Here is a 15,679-nt window from a genome sequence, read left to right on the forward strand (position 1 = left end):
GTTGGTCTGCACCTTGACCGGCCCCCGCGCGCGCGGTACGCATGGTAGCCATCCGGTCGCTCCACGCCATGCAGAAACGTGCCGCCACAGAACGTGCCGCCGACGTAGCTCGCCGAAGGGACGTCCATGAGACGACCAAGACTGCTGATTCCGCTGTTGCTGGTCGCGGCGGCGGGTACGGCGACAGGCGCGTCCGCCGCCGCCCCCGCGCCGGGCGCACCGGCCGCCGCCACCCCGCTGGACCGGGTCGTCCCGGCGCCCGCCGCGGTCCGCCCGGGCGGCGCCGCGTTCACGCTCGGCAGCGGGACCCGCATCCGGGTGCCCGCGGGCTCCGGCGAGGCCCGGCGGATCGCCGGTTATCTGGCGGGGCTGCTGCGGCCGTCCACCGGCTTCCCGCTACCGGTCACCACCCGCGGCGGCGCGGACGGCATCGTCTTCCGGCTCGGCGGCCGGGACGCCCGCGGGCTGGGCGAGGAGGGGTACCGGCTCACCTCCGGCGGCCGCGCGGTCACCATCAGCGCCGCCCGCCCCGCCGGCCTCTTCCACGGCATGCAGACCCTGCGGCAACTGCTGCCGGCCGCCGTCGAGAAGCGCAGCCGGCAGCCGGGGCCCTGGCGGGTCGCCGGCGGCACCATCCTCGACACCCCGCGCTACGCCTACCGCGGCGCGATGCTGGACGTCTCCCGGCACTTCTTCACCGTCGAGCAGGTCAAGCGGTACATCGACCAGCTCGCCCAGTACAAGGTCAACAAGCTGCATCTGCACCTCTCCGACGACCAGGGGTGGCGGATCGCCATCGACTCCTGGCCGCGGCTGGCGCGTTACGGCGGCTCCACCCAGGTCGGCGGCGGTCGTGGCGGCCACTACAGCAAGGCCGACTATCGCGAGATCGTCCGCTACGCCGCCAGCCGCTATCTGACCGTGATCCCCGAGATCGACATGCCCGGCCACACCAACGCCGCGCTCGCCTCGTACGCCGACCTCAACTGCGACGGGAAGGCGCCGCCGCTCTACACCGGCACCAAGGTCGGCTTCAGCTCGCTGTGCGTCTCCAAGAAGCTCACCTACCAGTTCGTCGACGACGTCCTTCGCGAGCTCGCGGCGCTCACCCCCGGCCGCTATCTGCACATCGGCGGCGACGAGACGCACGCCACCAGTCACCCGGACTACGTCACCTTCATGGACACGGTGCAGCCGCTGGTCGCCAAGTACGGGAAGACCGTGGTGGGTTGGCACGAGCTGACCGGGGCGCACCCGGTCAAGGGCGCCATCGCCCAGTACTGGGGACGGGACAAGACGGGCGCGGCGGAGCGGCAGCGGGTCGTCGACGCGACCCAGCACGGCACCCGCCTCGTCCTGTCGCCCGCCGACCGCGCCTACCTCGACATGAAGTACGACAAGGACACCCCGCTGGGCCTGGAATGGGCCGGCTATGTGAGCGTCCGGCGCTCCTACGACTGGGACCCGGGCAGCTATCTGGCGGGGGTGCCGGCCGGTGCGGTGCTGGGCGTCGAGGCGCCGATGTGGGCGGAGACGCTGGGGAGTTCGGCGAACCTCGAATACCTGGCCTTCCCGCGGCTGGCCGGAATCGCGGAGCTGGGCTGGTCGCCGGCGCGGACGCACGACTGGGACGCGTACCGGGTGCGGTTGGCCGCCCAGGGGCCACGCTGGGACGCGCAGGGGATCGATTACTACCGGGCGCCGGAGGTGCCTTGGGTGGGGCGGTGAGGGGGCGCCCCGCGTGGCCGGGCCGGTAAGTGCCGGGCGGGGCCGACGCGTTGAGGCCGGGCGGCACCGGCGGCGCACGGTCTGACGGCCGCCCGCTCACGGCCGGTCCCACTCGCCGCGGCGGGCGACCACCGCGTACGACGCGAGGGCGTCCCCTTCGACGCGCTGCTGTTCCCGGCCGGCGGCGCCGTACAGCGGGCGCAGCAGCCACACCGGGCGGCGGGTGTTCGCGCCGGTGATGTCCGTGCACACCCACTTCGTGCCGGTCGTGTGCGCGACGACGAGGTCGCCGACTTCGGGGTGCGGGCTGCTCACCGTGGCGCTGCCTCGGTGAGCGCGGCCTCGATTTCGTCCTCGGACGCCGGGCGTAGTGCGCCTGGCTCGGCCTGCCATGCCGGTGCGGACCCGGTGAGCGGCACCACCAGGACGCAGACGCAGTCCAGGCAACTGGGCGGGTACGCCTCCGGGTCCGCCACTCTGCCGACGGCGTTGGCGATGATGTCGTAGACGGCGGTGCCTGGTGGGTAGGTGACGACGTTCTGCTTGTCCTGAACGGTGTGGTGTGTGGTCATCGCGGCCTCGGTTCGCTTGCAGGGGACGGGATGGGTGTCAGCCACCCGCGCACCATGGGGGAAGGCAGGCTCAACTCGATTGGCGCTGCCGTTCGTTGACGCCAGGACGACCGCGTGGGACGCATGTCGGTTTTGGTGAGCTCGGGCGGCTGACATCCAGCCAACCCCCTTACGCAGGGCGGAGTAAGGGGGCACAGTGAAGAGTCGGTTGAACCGGTTGAACGCACCTGGGATACGTGATGGCAAGACGATCGAGGACACCGAACACCGCGCTTGCGGCCTTGATGCAGGAAGGGCGCATCGAGAACGCGCAACTGGCGCGTACCGTCAACCGCCTCGGCCAAGAAGGCGGCCTGGCCCTCCACTACGACAAGTCCTCCGTCTCACACTGGCTGAAGGGCTCGAAGCCCAAGCCCGAAGTGCGGCCTGCGATTGTCGAGGCGCTGTGCCGGCTCCTTGGCCGGACGGTGAGTTCCGCGGAAGCCGGGCTGGGCGGGGTGGCGGAGGCGCTCCCTCAGCCGGACGCGGTATCCGGTTTGATGGAACTCGGGAAGGCAGACATGGATCCTTCGCGCCGTGCCGTCCTCAGCGCGGCTCTGTATTCCGCGACACTGATGGCTCCCGCCTACCAGGATGTCGTCGGTCGGTTGGAGAAGGCGGCTGCCGGGCGTACCACTCGTATCGGGATGGGCGACGTCACCACCGTGCGCGTCATGACGGAGAAGATCGCCGGCATCCTGGATGAACTCGGCGGCGGCCATGCTCGTCCGATGGCCGCTTCGTTCCTCGTGAACTCCGTCGAGCCCTGGTTGCGGGCGGCCGGCACTGTGGAGGCGCAGAAGGCGATGCGTTCGGCCGCGGCTGACCTGGTGTACCTCACCGGTTGGATGGCGATGTACGAACGACGCCAAGGGCTCGGGCAGCGGTACTACGTGAGCGCGCTCAAACTCGCCGGCGAAGGCGAGGATCACGTGACCTACTGCCGTACGCTCCGCGGAATGGCGCTGCAAGCGTCCCACCTCCGTCACGGTCCCAAGGCACTCGAACTCGCCGACGCCGCCGCCGAAGCGGCACCGGTGGCCGGCCCCCGGTTGGTCGCCTTCCTCCGAGGCCAACAGGCCCACGGAGCAGCCATGGTCAAGGACCGCAGGCAGGCGTTCCGGCGACTCCGCGAGACGGAACAGGCGCTGTCCCGGGCGGACGGACGCAACGAGGCCCTGGGTGGCTACGACCGCGCCGCCTACGAGTTCCACGTCGCCCACGTGCTGTGGGAACTCGGCGACCGCCCCGGCTCGATCAGGGCCCTGCGCCGCTCCACCCGAGTCCGGCCCCGCCACGAACGCCAAGGTCGGGTCCACGCCAACGGGCTCCTTGCGGCGCGCCTCATGGAGATGCGCCACGTCGAAGAAGCCTGCGAGGAGTGGGGCCACTTCTTGGACGACTACGCCACCGTCTCCAGCGCCCGAGGGGACGAGCACTTCGACACCCTCCGGAGCCGACTGCGTCCGTTCGGCAAGCTGCCCGTCGTCCAGGCGCTCTCCGGGCGGGTTCGGGAGGTGTCCCGCCTGAAGGCGGCGTAGTGGAGAGCGCTTGGGGTTGGACCTCGCTGGTGTCCTCGCCGATTTCCAGCCCCCCAAGGCCGTGCGGGAATTCGACCAACGCCTCCACGGCGTCTACCTGTAGGGAGCTCGGCGATGCGCGTGGGGATCACCGGTCACCGTGGACTCGGTCCGGACGTCGAACGGCGAGTGCGGTCCATGTTGGAAGCGGCCGTGAGCGCGTATGAGCCGGCGGAGCTCGTCGGGATCTCCTGTATCGCGGACGGGCCCGACGCCTGGTTCGCCGAGGCCGTGCTCCGGCACGGCGGGCGCCTTGAGGTGATCGTCCCGGCCGGTGAATACCGCGCCGGCCTCCCGGTGTGGCACCACGCCACCTACGACGCGCTGCTCGGTCGGGCCGCCGACGTCCACGCAACCGGGCTGACGATCTCCGACTCCGACGCGCACATGGCGGGCTCCGAAATCCTCGTCCGCCTCTCGGACGAAGTGCTGGCCGTCTGGGACGGGAAGCCGGCCCGCGGGTACGGCGGCACCGCCGACGTGGTCGCCTACGCCGAGCGGGCCGGCAGGCCGGTACGGGTCCTGTGGCCGGCGGGCGCCGCCCGCTGACCTCCCGGGCGGCACGTGCGCGCATCCTGCCCAGAGGGTTCGCCCACCGGGTGGGCGAACCTTGGAAGGGGCGTGCTCAAAACCCCAACTCCCGCGCGATCAGCATGCGTTGGACCTCGCTGGTGCCCTCGCCGATTTCCAGGATCTTGGCGTCGCGCCACATGCGGGCGACCGGGTACTCGTTCATGAAGCCGTAGCCGCCGTGGATCTGGGTGGCCTCGCGGGCGTTGTCCACCGCGATTTCGGAGGAGTAGAGCTTGGCGAGCGCGGCCTGCTTCTTGAAGGGCTCGCCGTGGACGAGGCGGGAGGCGGCGTCGCGCCAGGCCAGTCGGGAGGTGTGGGCGCGCATCTCCATGTCGGCCAGCTTGAACTGGATGGCCTGGTTGGCGCCGATGGGGCGGCCGAAGGCGTGCCGCTCCTTGGCGTACTTCACCGATTCGTCGACGCAGCCCTGGGCCAGGCCCGTCGCCAGGGCGGCGATGGCGATCCGGCCCTCGTCGAGGGTGCGCAGGAACTGGGCGTAGCCGCGGCCCTCCTCGCCGAGGAGGTTGGCGGCCGGCACGCGGACGTCGGAGAAGGAGAGTTCGCGGGTGTCGGAGGCGTTCCAGCCGACCTTGGAGTAGGGGGCGGCGACGGTGAAGCCGGGGGTGCCGGACGGCACGATGATCGCGGAGATGAGCGGGGAGCCGTCGGGCTTGCGGCCGGTGACCGCGGTGACGGTCACCAGGCCGGTGAGGTCCGTGCCGGAGTTGGTGATGAAGCACTTGCTGCCGTTGATGACCCAGTCGTCGCCTTCGCGGACGGCCGTGGTGCGGGTGGCGCCGGCGTCCGAGCCGCCGTCCGGTTCGGTGAGGCCGAAGGCGCCCAGCACCTCGCCGCTGCAGAGCTTCGGCAGCCAGGCGCGCTTCTGTTCCTCGGTGCCGAAGCGGTAGACCGGCATGGCGCCCAGCGAGACGCCGGCCTCCAGGGTGATGGCCACCGAGGAGTCGACCCGGGCCAGCTCCTCCAGGGCGATGCCGAGCGCCAGGTAGTCGCCGCCCATCCCGCCGTACTCCTCGGGGAACGGCAGGCCGAACAGGCCCATCTGCCCCATCTGGCGGACGATGTCGTAGGGGAAGGCGTGCTGCTCGTAGTACGCGCCGATCTCCGGGGCGACGACGTCATGCGCGAACGCCTCGACGGTGCGCCGGAGTTCCTCCAGCTCGTCGGGCAGGCGGTGGTCCAGGGACATGGTCACTCACTCCTTGTGGGAGAGGGCACGGACGGTGCGCGAGGGACTGGGGCGGCCCAGGACCCCGGCCAGCCAGGCGCTGGTCGCGGTGAGTCGCTCCAGGTCGACGCCGGTCTCGATGCCGAGGCCGTGCAACATCCACACGAGGTCTTCGGTGGCGAGGTTGCCGGTGGCGCTCTTGGCGTACGGGCAGCCGCCCAGGCCGCCCGCCGAGGCGTCGATGGTGGTGACGCCGTGCTGGAGCGCGGCGAAGGTGTTGGCGAGCGCCTGCCCGTAGGTGTCGTGGAAGTGGACGCCGAGTGCGGAGGTCGGCACGCCCGCCTCGTTGAGCGCCGCGAGCAGGTGCTGGACGTGGCCGGGGGTGGCCACGCCGATGGTGTCGCCGAGGCTCAACTCGTCGCAGCCCAGGTCGAACAGGGCCCGGCAGACCCGGACGACCTGGGCGATCGGGACCGCGCCCTCCCAGGGGTCGCCGAAGCACATCGAGAGGTAGCCGCGGACGTGCACCTTCTCGTCCCGGGCGCGGCGGACGACCGGGGCGAACATGGCCAGCGCCTCGTCGACGGTGCGGTTGAGGTTGGCCCTAGCGAACGACTCGGTGGCGCTGCCGAACACCGCGATCCGGCGGGCGCCCAGCGCCAGGGCCCGGGTCAGGCCCCGCTCGTTGGGCACCAGCACCGGCAGCCGCCGCGGGTCCAGGCCGTCCAGCAGCGGGAACAGCTGCTCGGCGTCGGCGAGTTGGGGCACCCACTTGGGGTGCACGAAGCTGGTGGCCTCGATCACCGGCAGCCCGGCGGCGGCCAGCTTGCGGATGAACTCGGCCTTGATCTCGGTGGGGACGACGGTCTGCTCGTTCTGGAGGCCGTCGCGGGGGCCGACCTCGTGGATCCGCACGCGGGTGGGCAGGCCCTCGGCGGCCACCTCCATCGGCAGCCCGGTGGCCGGGGTTGCGGTCGGCTCGGTCATGCCGTGGCCTCCTCGTCGGTGCGCGGGGCGGGGTCGTCCTGGGGTGTGGCGTCCTCGTGCGGGGCGACGACGGCCAGGACCTGGTCCATGGCGACCGTGCTGCCGGGGGTGACGTCCAGCTCGGTGACCGTCCCGGCGTGCGGGGCGGAGATCACGTGCTCCATCTTCATCGCCTCCACCACCAACAGGCCCTGGCCGGCGGCCACTTCGTCGCCGACCGCGACCTTGACGACGGTGACGGTGCCCGGCATCGGGGCGGCGAGGGTGTCCACGCCGTGCCCGCGGGCCGCCGCGCGCAGCGCCTCGGCCACCGGGTCGTGGTCGGTGACGTGCCAGGCGTCGCCGTCCCGGCCCAGCCAGTCGCCGCCGCGGTGGAAGGTGTGCCGGACGCCGTCGACGGTGACGGTGACCTCGTCCGCGGTGACCTCGTAGCGCTCGGGGGCGGTGCCGGGCCGGACGTCGTAGGCCACCGGGTCGTGGCCGGGGACGCGCAGCCAGTGGCGGACGGGGGCGGGCTCGCCGCCGAGTCGGAAGCCGGTGGGGGCGGCGAACGGGTCGCGCCAGCCGGCCTCGTCGGCGGCCGGCTCCAGGGCGGCCTGCCGGATCGCGGCGGCCGCCGCGTACACCTCGTCCGGCACCCCGTCGGCCACCAGGTCGGCCGCCACCCGCTCGACCAGGCCGGTGTCCAACTCGCCGGAGACCACGTCCGGGTGGGCCAGCAGCCGGCGCAGGAAGCCGGCGTTGGTGGGCACGCCGAGGGTGACGGTGGCGGCCAGCGCGGCCCGCAGCGTGCGCAGCGCGCCGGCCCGGTCGGGGCCGCGCGCGATGACCTTGGCGAGCATCGGGTCGTAGCGGCTGCCGACCTCGACGCCCTCGGTGAGGCCGGAGTCGGTGCGCACCTGCTCGCCGGTCGGCTCGCGCAGGGTCAGCACGGTGCCGCCGGTCGGCAGGAAGTCGCGGGACCCGCCTTTGATGGACAGGGTCTCGGCGCAGATCCGGGCCTCGATCGCGTGCCCGGTGAAGGTGACGTCGTCCTGGGTGTGCGGCAGGCGGGCGCCGGCGGCGATCCGCACCTGCCACGCGACGAGGTCGAGCGGGCCGGCGTCCGGGCCGAGGGAGACGGCGAGTTCGGTGACCGGGTGCTCCACCTGGAGGCGGGTGTTCATCTCCATGAAGCAGTAGCCGGCCGGGTCCTTGCCGGGGACGATGAACTCGACGGTGCCGGCGCCGCGGTAGCCGCAGGAGCGGGCCGCCTGGACGGCCGCCGCGCCCATCGCGGCCCGGGTCGCCTCGTCCAGCAGCGGCGAGGGCGCCTCCTCGATGATCTTCTGGTGGCGGCGCTGGAGGGAGCACTCGCGCTCGCCGAGGTGGAGGACGGTGCCGTGGCCGTCGGCCAGCACCTGGATCTCGATGTGCCGGGGCCGGTCGATCCACCGCTCCACCAGCAGGGTGTCGTCCCCGAAGGACGAGCGGGCCTCGCGGCGGGCGGCGGCGATCTCGTCGGCCAGGCGGGCCCCGTCCCGCACCAGGCGCATGCCCTTGCCGCCGCCGCCCGCGGACGGCTTGAGCAGCACCGGCATGCCGATCTCCCGGGCGGCGGCGGCCAGTTGGTCGTCGGTCAGGCCGCTGCCGGCGGAGCCGGGGACGACCGGGACGCCGGCGGCGCGGACCGTCTCCTTGGCCCGGATCTTGTCGCCCATCAGGTCGATGGCGTCCGCCGGCGGCCCGATGAAGACCAGTCCGGCGTCGGTGCAGGCGCGGGCGAAGGCGGCGTTCTCGGCGAGGAAGCCGTAGCCGGGGTGGACGGCCTGGGCGCCGGTGCGGGCGGCCGCGTCCAGCAGGCGCTCGATGGAGAGGTAGCTCTCCGCGGCCGGGGCCGGGCCGATCCGGACCGCGGTGTCGGCCTCGCGGACGTGCCGGGCGTCGGCGTCCGCGTCGCTGTAGACCGCGACGGAGCGGATGCCGAGGGCGCGCAGCGTCCGGATGACGCGGACCGCGATCTCCCCGCGGTTGGCGACCAGGACGGTGTCGAACAGGCCGTTCTCGAAGCTGGGCATAGGTCCTCTCACATCCGGAAGACGCCGAAGCCGGGGTCGCCCAGGGGGGCGTTGGCGCAGGCGGTCAGCGCCAGGCCGAGGACCTGGCGGGTCTCCAGTGGGTCGATGACCCCGTCGTCCCACAGTCGGGCGGTCGCGTAGTAGGCGTTGCCCTGGGTCTCGTACTGGGCGCGGATCGGGTCCTTGAAGGCGGTCTCGTCCTCGGCGCTCCACTCCTCGCCACGCGCCTCCAACTGGTCGCGCTTGACGGTGGCGAGGACGGAGGCGGCCTGTTCGCCGCCCATCACCGAGATCTTGGCGTTGGGCCACATCCACATCAGGCGGGGGGAGTAGGCCCGGCCGCACATCGAGTAGTTGCCCGCCCCGTAGGAGCCGCCGATGACGACGGTCAACTTGGGGACGCGGGTGCAGGCGACCGCGGTGACCATCTTCGCGCCGTGCTTGGCGATGCCGCCGGCCTCGTAGTCGCGGCCGACCATGAAGCCGGAGATGTTCTGGAGGAAGAGCAGCGGGATGCCGCGCTGGTCGCACAGCTCGATGAAGTGGGCGCCCTTCTGGGCGGATTCGGAGAACAGGATACCGTTGTTGGCGACGATGCCCACCGGATGGCCGTGGAGATGGGCGAAGCCGGTGACCAGGGTGGTGCCGTACTCGGCCTTGAACTCGGCGAAGCGGGAGCCGTCGACGATCCGGGCGATCACCTCGCGGACGTCGTAGGGGGTGCGGGAGTCCACCGGCACCGCGCCGTAGAGCCCGGCGGGGTCGACCTTGGGCTCCTCGACGGGCCGGACGGCCCAGGGCAGCGGCGGGCGGTCGCCGAGGGTGGCGACGATGGTGCGGACGATCCGCAGGGCGTGCGCGTCGTCCTCGGCGAGGTGGTCGGTGACGCCGGAGGTGCGGGAGTGCACCTCGCCGCCGCCCAACTCCTCGGCGGTGACGACCTCTCCGGTGGCGGCCTTCACCAGCGGCGGGCCGCCGAGGAAGATCGTGCCCTGGTTTCGCACGATCACCGCCTCGTCGCTCATCGCCGGGACGTAGGCGCCGCCAGCCGTGCAGGAGCCGAGGACCGCGGCGATCTGCGGGATGCCGGCGCCGGACATCCGCGCCTGGTTGTAGAAGATCCGCCCGAAGTGCTCGCGGTCGGGGAAGACTTCGTCCTGCATCGGCAGGAACGCGCCGCCGGAGTCGACCAGATACAGGCAGGGCAGGCGGTTCTCCAGCGCGACCTCCTGGGCGCGCAGGTGCTTCTTGACCGTCATCGGGTAGTACGTGCCGCCCTTGACGGTGGCGTCGTTGGCGACGATCACCGTCTCCCGGCCGCTGACCCGGCCGATGCCGGCGATCACCCCGGCGGCCGGGGCGGCCCCGTCGTACATCCCGTCCGCGGCCAGCGGCGCCAGCTCCAGGAACGGGGAGCCGGGGTCCAGCAGGGCGTCCACCCGGTCGCGGGGCAGCAGCTTGCCGCGGGCGGTGTGCCGGGCCCGGGCCTTCTCGCCGCCGCCCAGCCGGGCCGCGGCCAGCTTGGTGTGCAGTTGCCCGGCCAGTTCGCGGTGCGCGGCCTCGTTGGCCCGCCAGGCGTCGGACGCCGGGTCGGCGGTGCTGGCCAGCACCGGTGCCTGCTCGATGGCCTCCATCGCCATGGGCCCCCTCGCTTGGGTCGGCTGCCCGCCCGGTGCCGCGGGGGTTCTCCCGGGGCCGGGCGGGTTAATAGGCGTTAACCTCATCCCCTTCAGGTTAACGACCACTAACCCGGCTGTCTACAATCGACGTCATGAGCAACGCGCACGCCCCCGCCCCGACCAGCCGCCGCGAGCAGATCCTCAAGGAGGCCGCCCGCCTCTTCGCGGAGCGCGGCTTCCACGGCGTCGGCGTGGACGAGATAGGGGCGGCCGTGGGCATCTCGGGGCCCGGCCTCTACCGGCACTTCGCCGGCAAGGACGCGATGCTCGCCGAGCTCCTCGTCGGGATCAGCGAACGGCTGCTGGCCGGCGGGCGGATGCGGATCGAGGAGGGCGGCGAGACCCCCGCCGCGGTGCTCGACGCGCTGATCGACGGCCATATCGACTTCGCGCTCGACGACCGGCCCCTGATCACCCTGCACGACCGCGAGTTGGACCGGCTGCGGGAGGCCGACCGCAAGCGGGTGCGGCAGCTCCAGCGGCAGTACGTCGAGCTGTGGGTGGCGGTCGTGCGGCAGGTCCACCCCGAGTCGTCGGAGTCCGAGGTGCGGGCGGCGGTGCACGCGGTCTTCGGGCTGCTGAACTCCACCCCGCACCTGGGGCGGCCCGGTTCCCTCCCGGGCCGCACGGAGATGGCCCGGCTGCTGCACCGGCTGGCGCTGGGGGCGTTCGGGGCGGTGGACGGCGACGCCGGCCCGCTGCGCGGCTGAGCGGGGCGCCTTGGCCGGGTGTGTTCGCGCCGCTCGGCGGCGAGTTGGGGCCCCTTCTGTCCGCTCTGCCGGCTGCTCTTCCGCCTGCTGGACAACCCCTGGACAGTGAGGTGACCGCCGGGTAGCTTTCGGCTGAGCAAACGCTTAGCCGAGAGCATGGCGAGGGAGGCCCAGAGCATGCGTCGCACGGTGTTCAACGAGGACCACGAGGCGTTCCGCGCGACCATACGCGCCTTCATCGAGGCCGAGGTGGTGCCGGTCCACGACGACTGGTACGCGGCCGGCCAGGTCCCCCGCGACTTCTACTACAAGCTCGCCGAGCTGGGCATCTTCGGCATCCGCGTCCCCGAGGAGTACGGCGGCGCCGGCATCGACTCGCACAAGTTCGAGGCCGTGATGTACGAGGAGACCGCCCGCGCCGGCGTCTCCTTCGGCGGCTCCGGCGTCCACGTCCTGCTCGGCCTGCCCTACCTCCAGATGCTCGCCACCGAGGAGCAGAAGAAGCGCTACCTGCCCAAGTTCGTCTCCGGCGAGGAGATGTGGGCGCTGGCGATGACCGAGCCGGGCACCGGCTCCGACCTCGCCGGCATGAAGACCACCGCCAAGCTCTCCGCGGACGGCACCCACTACGTCCTCAACGGCGCCAAGACCTTCATCACCGGCGGCGTGCACGCCGACCGCGTCATCGTCTGCGCCCGCACCGCCGCCCCGCGCGAGGACGACCGTCGGTTCGGCATCTCCCTCTTCGCCGTGGACACGAAGTCCGAGGGCTACTCCGTCGGCCGCAAGCTCGACAAGCTCGGCCTGAAGGTCTCCGACACCGCCGAGTTGGCGTTCGTCGACGTCAAGGTGCCCGTCGAGGACCTGCTCGGCGAGGAGAACAAGGGCTTCTCCTACCTCGGTCGCAACCTCCCCTCCGAGCGCTGGGGCATCGCCTTCGGCGCCTACGCGCAGGCCAAGGCCGCCGTCCGGTTCGCCCAGAGTTACGTCCAGGAGCGGACCGTCTTCGGCAAGACCGTCGCCTCCTTCCAGAACACCAAGTTCGAACTGGCCGCCTGCCAGGCCGAGGTGGACGCCGCCGAGGCCGTCGCCGACCGCGCCCTGGAGGCCCTGGACGCCGGCGAGCTGACGGCGGCCGAGGCCGCCTCCGCCAAGCTCTTCTGCACCGAGGTCGCCCACCGCGTCATCGACCGCTGCCTTCAACTGCACGGCGGCTACGGCTTCATGAACGAGTACCCGATCGCCCGCCTCTACGCCGACAACCGCGTCAACCGCATCTACGGCGGCACCAGCGAGGTCATGAAGTCCATCATCGCCAAGTCCATGGGCCTGTAACGGCGTTACGGACCGGTACGCACGTGAACGACGCACTGCGGTCGCTGCTCGACCTGCTCGATCTGGAGCGGATCGAGCAGGACATCTTCCGCGGGTGGAGCCGGGCCTCGGTCGTGCCCCGGGTCTTCGGCGGCCAGGTCGCCGCGCAGGCCCTGGTCGCGGCCGGCCGCACGGTCCCGGCCGACCGTCCGCCCCACTCCCTGCACGCCTACTTCCTCCGGCCCGGCGACCCCGGCGCGCCCCTCGTCTACACCGTCGACCGGATCCGCGACGGCCGGTCCTTCACCACCCGCCGGGTCGTCGCCGTCCAGCACGGCCAGCCGATCTTCCACCTCACCGCGTCCTTCCACGGGGACGAGGAGGGGGCGGCGACGCTGGAGCACCAGGAACCGATGCCGGCGGCGCCCGACCCGCTGGAACTGCCCACCGCCGCCGAGCTGTTGCCCCGCCACGCCGAGCGCTACCTCTCGCCGGAGGTCGCCGAGCGGCTGCGTCAGGCCCGCGCCGCGATCGACCTGCGGTACGTCGACGAGCCGCCCTACGCCACCGTCGGCCGGCCGCGCGAACCCCGCTCCCAGGTCTGGTTCCGCACCCAGGGCAAGCTGGACGACGACGGCCCGATCCCCCGTCCGCTCCTCGACGTCTGCCTGGTCACCTACGTCTCCGACATGACGCTGCTGGACTCGGTGCTGTTGGCGCACGGGCGGGGTGGATGGGCGGTCGGCGACGTGGTCGGCGCGAGCCTCGACCATGCGATGTGGTTCCACCGGCCGGTGCGGGCCGATGAGTGGCTGCTCTACGACCAGGAGTCGCCGACTTCGCAGGGCGGTCGCGGACTTGGGCAGGGGCGCATCTTCGCTGCGGATGGGCAGTTGGTGGTGACGGTGATGCAGGAGGGGGTTGTGCGCGTGCCTCGGTGAGGGCTTCCCACGTTGGGGTGGGGGTGGGTTGGCTTTCCGCCGGACCCTGGCGGTTGGTGGTTGCTCGCCGTGGCGGCGGGGTGGTTTGTGGACGGCCGTCGATTTCGGCTGTCCCGCCGTGCTGCTCGCGGTGGCCTCGGCGTCCCGTCGTGGGTGGGGCCGGAGGGGCTGTCCCGGGGTACGTCCTCGGTGCGGGCGCCTCTGGTCAGTCAGATGAGGAATGCCCGGTTAGTTTGCTCCAGATCCTGCGGGCGCACCCCGGGACATCCCCTCCGGCCCGCGCCGTTGCCGGCTTTCCGACGGTGGGGCCGTACGTCGCGGGAACGCCCGGGTGGTGATGTCCCGTTGGCGGCCGTCCGTGGTGGGTGGGGTCAGACCAAGTCGGCTGCTGCGAGCAGGTAGTTGGTCAGCGGGTCGTAGTGGCGGGGGCTGAGGACGTGGTCGTCCAGGGGGATGGTGACCTGGAGGGTGCCCTCGGATTCGGCGAGGAAGAGGGCCGGGTCGTTGCAGTCGGCGAAGCCGATGGTGGGGATGGCGCGTTGGGCCGCGCAGCCCGCCCAGCCGTGGTCGGCCATGACCAGGTCGGGGTGGTCCGCGGGGGCCAGGGCGTCGAGGATGGCGGCCATCGGTTCGGGGGAGTGGGTGTGCCACAAGGTGGCGCCGCGCTCCAGCATTGCCACGTCGCCGAACTGGAAGACCATGCCGTCGTCGGCCTGGAGCCCGTCGGGGATCACCATGATCTCGCAGCCGTGGGTGCGCAGCGCCTGGGCCGTGGCCCGGTGGACGTCCAGCAGGCCGCCGGGGTGGCCGGTGGCGAACAGGATCCGCTGGCGGTCGGCGGCGGCCTTGCGCAGCACGGCGGCCGCGCGGTCCAGGGCGTCGACGGTCAGTTCGGGGTCGATGGTGTCCTGGCCCTGCCGGTGGTTCGGGTCGTCGCTGACGCCGCAGCGCTCCGCCATCACGGCCAGCACGTCCTGCTCGTCCGTCCAGCGGTCGCCCAGTTCCAGGCCGAACCAGTAGTGGCGGTCGCCGTTCGCGAGCCGGCGGTAGTGGAGGAGGTTGTTCTCGCGGGGGGTGGCGACCTCGCCCGCGATCCGGGTCCGTATGAGGTGGTCGACGAGTTCTACGCGCGAGGGGGCAGCAGCGGCTATCGGCATAGCGTCATTGTGCCCGGCCGGATTTCTGGGGGCGGGGCGTTCCGCGTGCCGGACGCGGGCGGGTGGACAGAATGTCGAACGGACGAGGGGTCGGGGCCGTAAATGTCCATGGAGCGGGGGTGTGGTGATCCCTAGCCTGACCTCCATGACCACCGCATCGAACGAGCCCGTGGGCCCCGTCGACTCCTCCCGTGTTCCGCGCTACGCAGGGCCCGCGACCTTCGCCCGGCTGCCCCGCCTCGACGAGGTCGGCGGCCGCACCGATGTCGCCGTCGTCGGTGTCCCCTTCGACACCGGCGTCTCCTACCGGCCGGGCGCCCGCTTCGGCGGCAACGCGATCCGCGAGGCGTCGCGGCTGCTGCGGCCGTACAACCCGGCGCAGGACGCCTCGCCGTTCGCGCTGGCGCAGGTCGCGGACGCCGGGGACATCGCGGCCAACCCGTTCAACATCAACGAGGCCGTGGAGACCATCGAGGCCGCCGCGGACGACCTGCTGGCCTCCGGTGCCCGGATGATGACGCTCGGTGGCGACCACACCATCGCGCTGCCGCTGCTGCGCTCGGTCGCCAAGAAGCACGGGCCGGTGGCGCTGCTGCACTTCGATGCGCACCTGGACACCTGGGACACCTACTTCGGCGCCGAGTACACCCACGGGACGCCGTTCCGCCGGGCCGTCGAGGAGGGCATCCTCGACACCTCCGCGCTCTCCCACGTCGGCACCCGCGGTCCGCTCTACGGCAAGAAGGACCTCACCGACGACGAGAAGATGGGCTTCGGCATCGTCACCTCCGCTGACGTCTACCGTCGCGGCGCCGACGAGGTCGCCGACCAGCTCCGCCAGCGCATCGGCGACCGCCCGCTCTACATCTCCATCGACATCGACTGCCTGGACCCGGCGCACGCCCCCGGCACCGGCACCCCCGAGGCCGGCGGCATGACCTCCCGCGAACTGCTGGAGATCCTGCGCGGGTTGGCCTCCTGCAACCTGGTCTCCGCCGACGTGGTGGAGGTCGCCCCCGCCTACGACCACGCCGAGATCACCGCGGTGGCCGCCTCGCACACCGCCTACGAGCTGACCACGATCATGTCCCGCCAGATCGCGGACGCGCGCGGCTGACGGAGCAGCACGGACGGTAGGCAACAGCTGCCGGTGGGC

The 15,679-nt window shown here is 72.2% G+C and carries 14 protein-coding genes; 7 read left to right on the top strand and 7 right to left on the bottom strand.

Annotated features, from left to right (window positions below):
• Positions 1 to 126 precede the first annotated feature (126 nt).
• A complete protein-coding gene (locus ACFVFQ_RS16350) occupies positions 127 to 1,728 on the top strand; it encodes a beta-N-acetylhexosaminidase (RefSeq protein WP_383415462.1) in 1,602 nt (533 codons plus the stop codon).
• 96 nt (positions 1,729 to 1,824) lie between these two features.
• Here ACFVFQ_RS16350 and ACFVFQ_RS16355 read toward each other — a convergent pair whose 3' ends face one another.
• Positions 1,825 to 2,043, bottom strand: a complete 219-nt coding sequence (locus ACFVFQ_RS16355; protein WP_383415465.1) for a hypothetical protein — start codon at positions 2,041 to 2,043, stop codon at positions 1,825 to 1,827.
• Positions 2,040 to 2,345 carry a hypothetical protein gene (locus ACFVFQ_RS16360; protein WP_383415468.1) on the bottom strand — a complete coding sequence of 102 codons (306 nt, stop codon included), beginning with the start codon at positions 2,343 to 2,345 and terminating at the stop codon, positions 2,040 to 2,042. The genes ACFVFQ_RS16355 and ACFVFQ_RS16360 overlap by 4 nt, the downstream gene beginning before the upstream one ends.
• A 239-nt stretch (positions 2,346 to 2,584) precedes the next feature.
• Here ACFVFQ_RS16360 and ACFVFQ_RS16365 point away from each other — a divergent pair, with 239 nt between their 5' ends.
• Both ACFVFQ_RS16365 and ACFVFQ_RS16370 read left to right on the top strand, forming a co-directional pair.
• Positions 2,585 to 3,880 carry a hypothetical protein gene (locus ACFVFQ_RS16365; RefSeq protein WP_383415645.1) on the top strand — a complete coding sequence of 432 codons (1,296 nt, stop codon included), beginning with the start codon at positions 2,585 to 2,587 and terminating at the stop codon, positions 3,878 to 3,880.
• 114 nt (positions 3,881 to 3,994) lie between these two features.
• Positions 3,995 to 4,468 carry a hypothetical protein gene (locus ACFVFQ_RS16370; RefSeq protein WP_383415471.1) on the top strand — a complete coding sequence of 158 codons (474 nt, stop codon included), beginning with the start codon at positions 3,995 to 3,997 and terminating at the stop codon, positions 4,466 to 4,468.
• Between the two features lie 76 nt (positions 4,469 to 4,544).
• Here ACFVFQ_RS16370 and ACFVFQ_RS16375 read toward each other — a convergent pair whose 3' ends face one another.
• Genes ACFVFQ_RS16375 through ACFVFQ_RS16390 form a run of 4 tightly spaced genes read right to left on the bottom strand, consistent with a single transcriptional unit; the run spans position 4,545 to position 10,347 of the window.
• Positions 4,545 to 5,699 carry an acyl-CoA dehydrogenase family protein gene (locus tag ACFVFQ_RS16375; protein ID WP_383415474.1) on the bottom strand — a complete coding sequence of 385 codons (1,155 nt, stop codon included), beginning with the start codon at positions 5,697 to 5,699 and terminating at the stop codon, positions 4,545 to 4,547.
• 6 nt (positions 5,700 to 5,705) lie between these two features.
• Positions 5,706 to 6,665 carry a hydroxymethylglutaryl-CoA lyase gene (locus ACFVFQ_RS16380; RefSeq protein ID WP_383415476.1) on the bottom strand — a complete coding sequence of 320 codons (960 nt, stop codon included), beginning with the start codon at positions 6,663 to 6,665 and terminating at the stop codon, positions 5,706 to 5,708.
• Positions 6,662 to 8,722, bottom strand: coding sequence for a biotin carboxylase N-terminal domain-containing protein (locus ACFVFQ_RS16385; RefSeq protein WP_383415479.1), 2,061 nt, complete (start codon positions 8,720 to 8,722; stop codon positions 6,662 to 6,664). The genes ACFVFQ_RS16380 and ACFVFQ_RS16385 overlap by 4 nt, the downstream gene beginning before the upstream one ends.
• An 8-nt stretch (positions 8,723 to 8,730) precedes the next feature.
• Positions 8,731 to 10,347, bottom strand: a complete 1,617-nt coding sequence (locus ACFVFQ_RS16390) for a carboxyl transferase domain-containing protein (RefSeq protein ID WP_383415648.1) — start codon at positions 10,345 to 10,347, stop codon at positions 8,731 to 8,733.
• Between the two features lie 146 nt (positions 10,348 to 10,493).
• Here ACFVFQ_RS16390 and ACFVFQ_RS16395 point away from each other — a divergent pair, with 146 nt between their 5' ends.
• The 3 genes from ACFVFQ_RS16395 to ACFVFQ_RS16405 all read left to right on the top strand — a co-directional run bounded on the left by ACFVFQ_RS16395 (position 10,494) and on the right by ACFVFQ_RS16405 (position 13,366).
• The gene (locus ACFVFQ_RS16395) at positions 10,494 to 11,111 is read left to right on the top strand and encodes a TetR/AcrR family transcriptional regulator (protein WP_383415483.1); all 618 of its coding nucleotides are present in this window, start codon (positions 10,494 to 10,496) and stop codon (positions 11,109 to 11,111) included.
• A 177-nt stretch (positions 11,112 to 11,288) separates the two neighbouring features.
• Positions 11,289 to 12,446 carry an acyl-CoA dehydrogenase family protein gene (locus ACFVFQ_RS16400; protein WP_383415486.1) on the top strand — a complete coding sequence of 386 codons (1,158 nt, stop codon included), beginning with the start codon at positions 11,289 to 11,291 and terminating at the stop codon, positions 12,444 to 12,446.
• 23 nt (positions 12,447 to 12,469) lie between these two features.
• Positions 12,470 to 13,366, top strand: a complete 897-nt coding sequence (locus ACFVFQ_RS16405) for an acyl-CoA thioesterase (protein WP_383415489.1) — start codon at positions 12,470 to 12,472, stop codon at positions 13,364 to 13,366.
• A gap of 371 nt (positions 13,367 to 13,737) precedes the next feature.
• Here ACFVFQ_RS16405 and ACFVFQ_RS16410 read toward each other — a convergent pair whose 3' ends face one another.
• On the bottom strand, positions 13,738 to 14,523 hold the full coding sequence (locus ACFVFQ_RS16410; RefSeq protein WP_383415490.1) for a phosphatase: 786 nt from the start codon (positions 14,521 to 14,523) through the stop codon (positions 13,738 to 13,740).
• A 145-nt stretch (positions 14,524 to 14,668) separates the two neighbouring features.
• Here ACFVFQ_RS16410 and speB point away from each other — a divergent pair, with 145 nt between their 5' ends.
• Positions 14,669 to 15,640, top strand: coding sequence for an agmatinase (speB, locus tag ACFVFQ_RS16415; RefSeq protein WP_383415493.1), 972 nt, complete (start codon positions 14,669 to 14,671; stop codon positions 15,638 to 15,640).
• Positions 15,641 to 15,679 lie beyond the last annotated feature (39 nt).

The sequence above is a fragment of the Streptomyces sp. NPDC057743 genome (genome assembly GCF_042798755.1).
Taxonomy (GTDB): domain Bacteria; phylum Actinomycetota; class Actinomycetes; order Streptomycetales; family Streptomycetaceae; genus Streptomyces.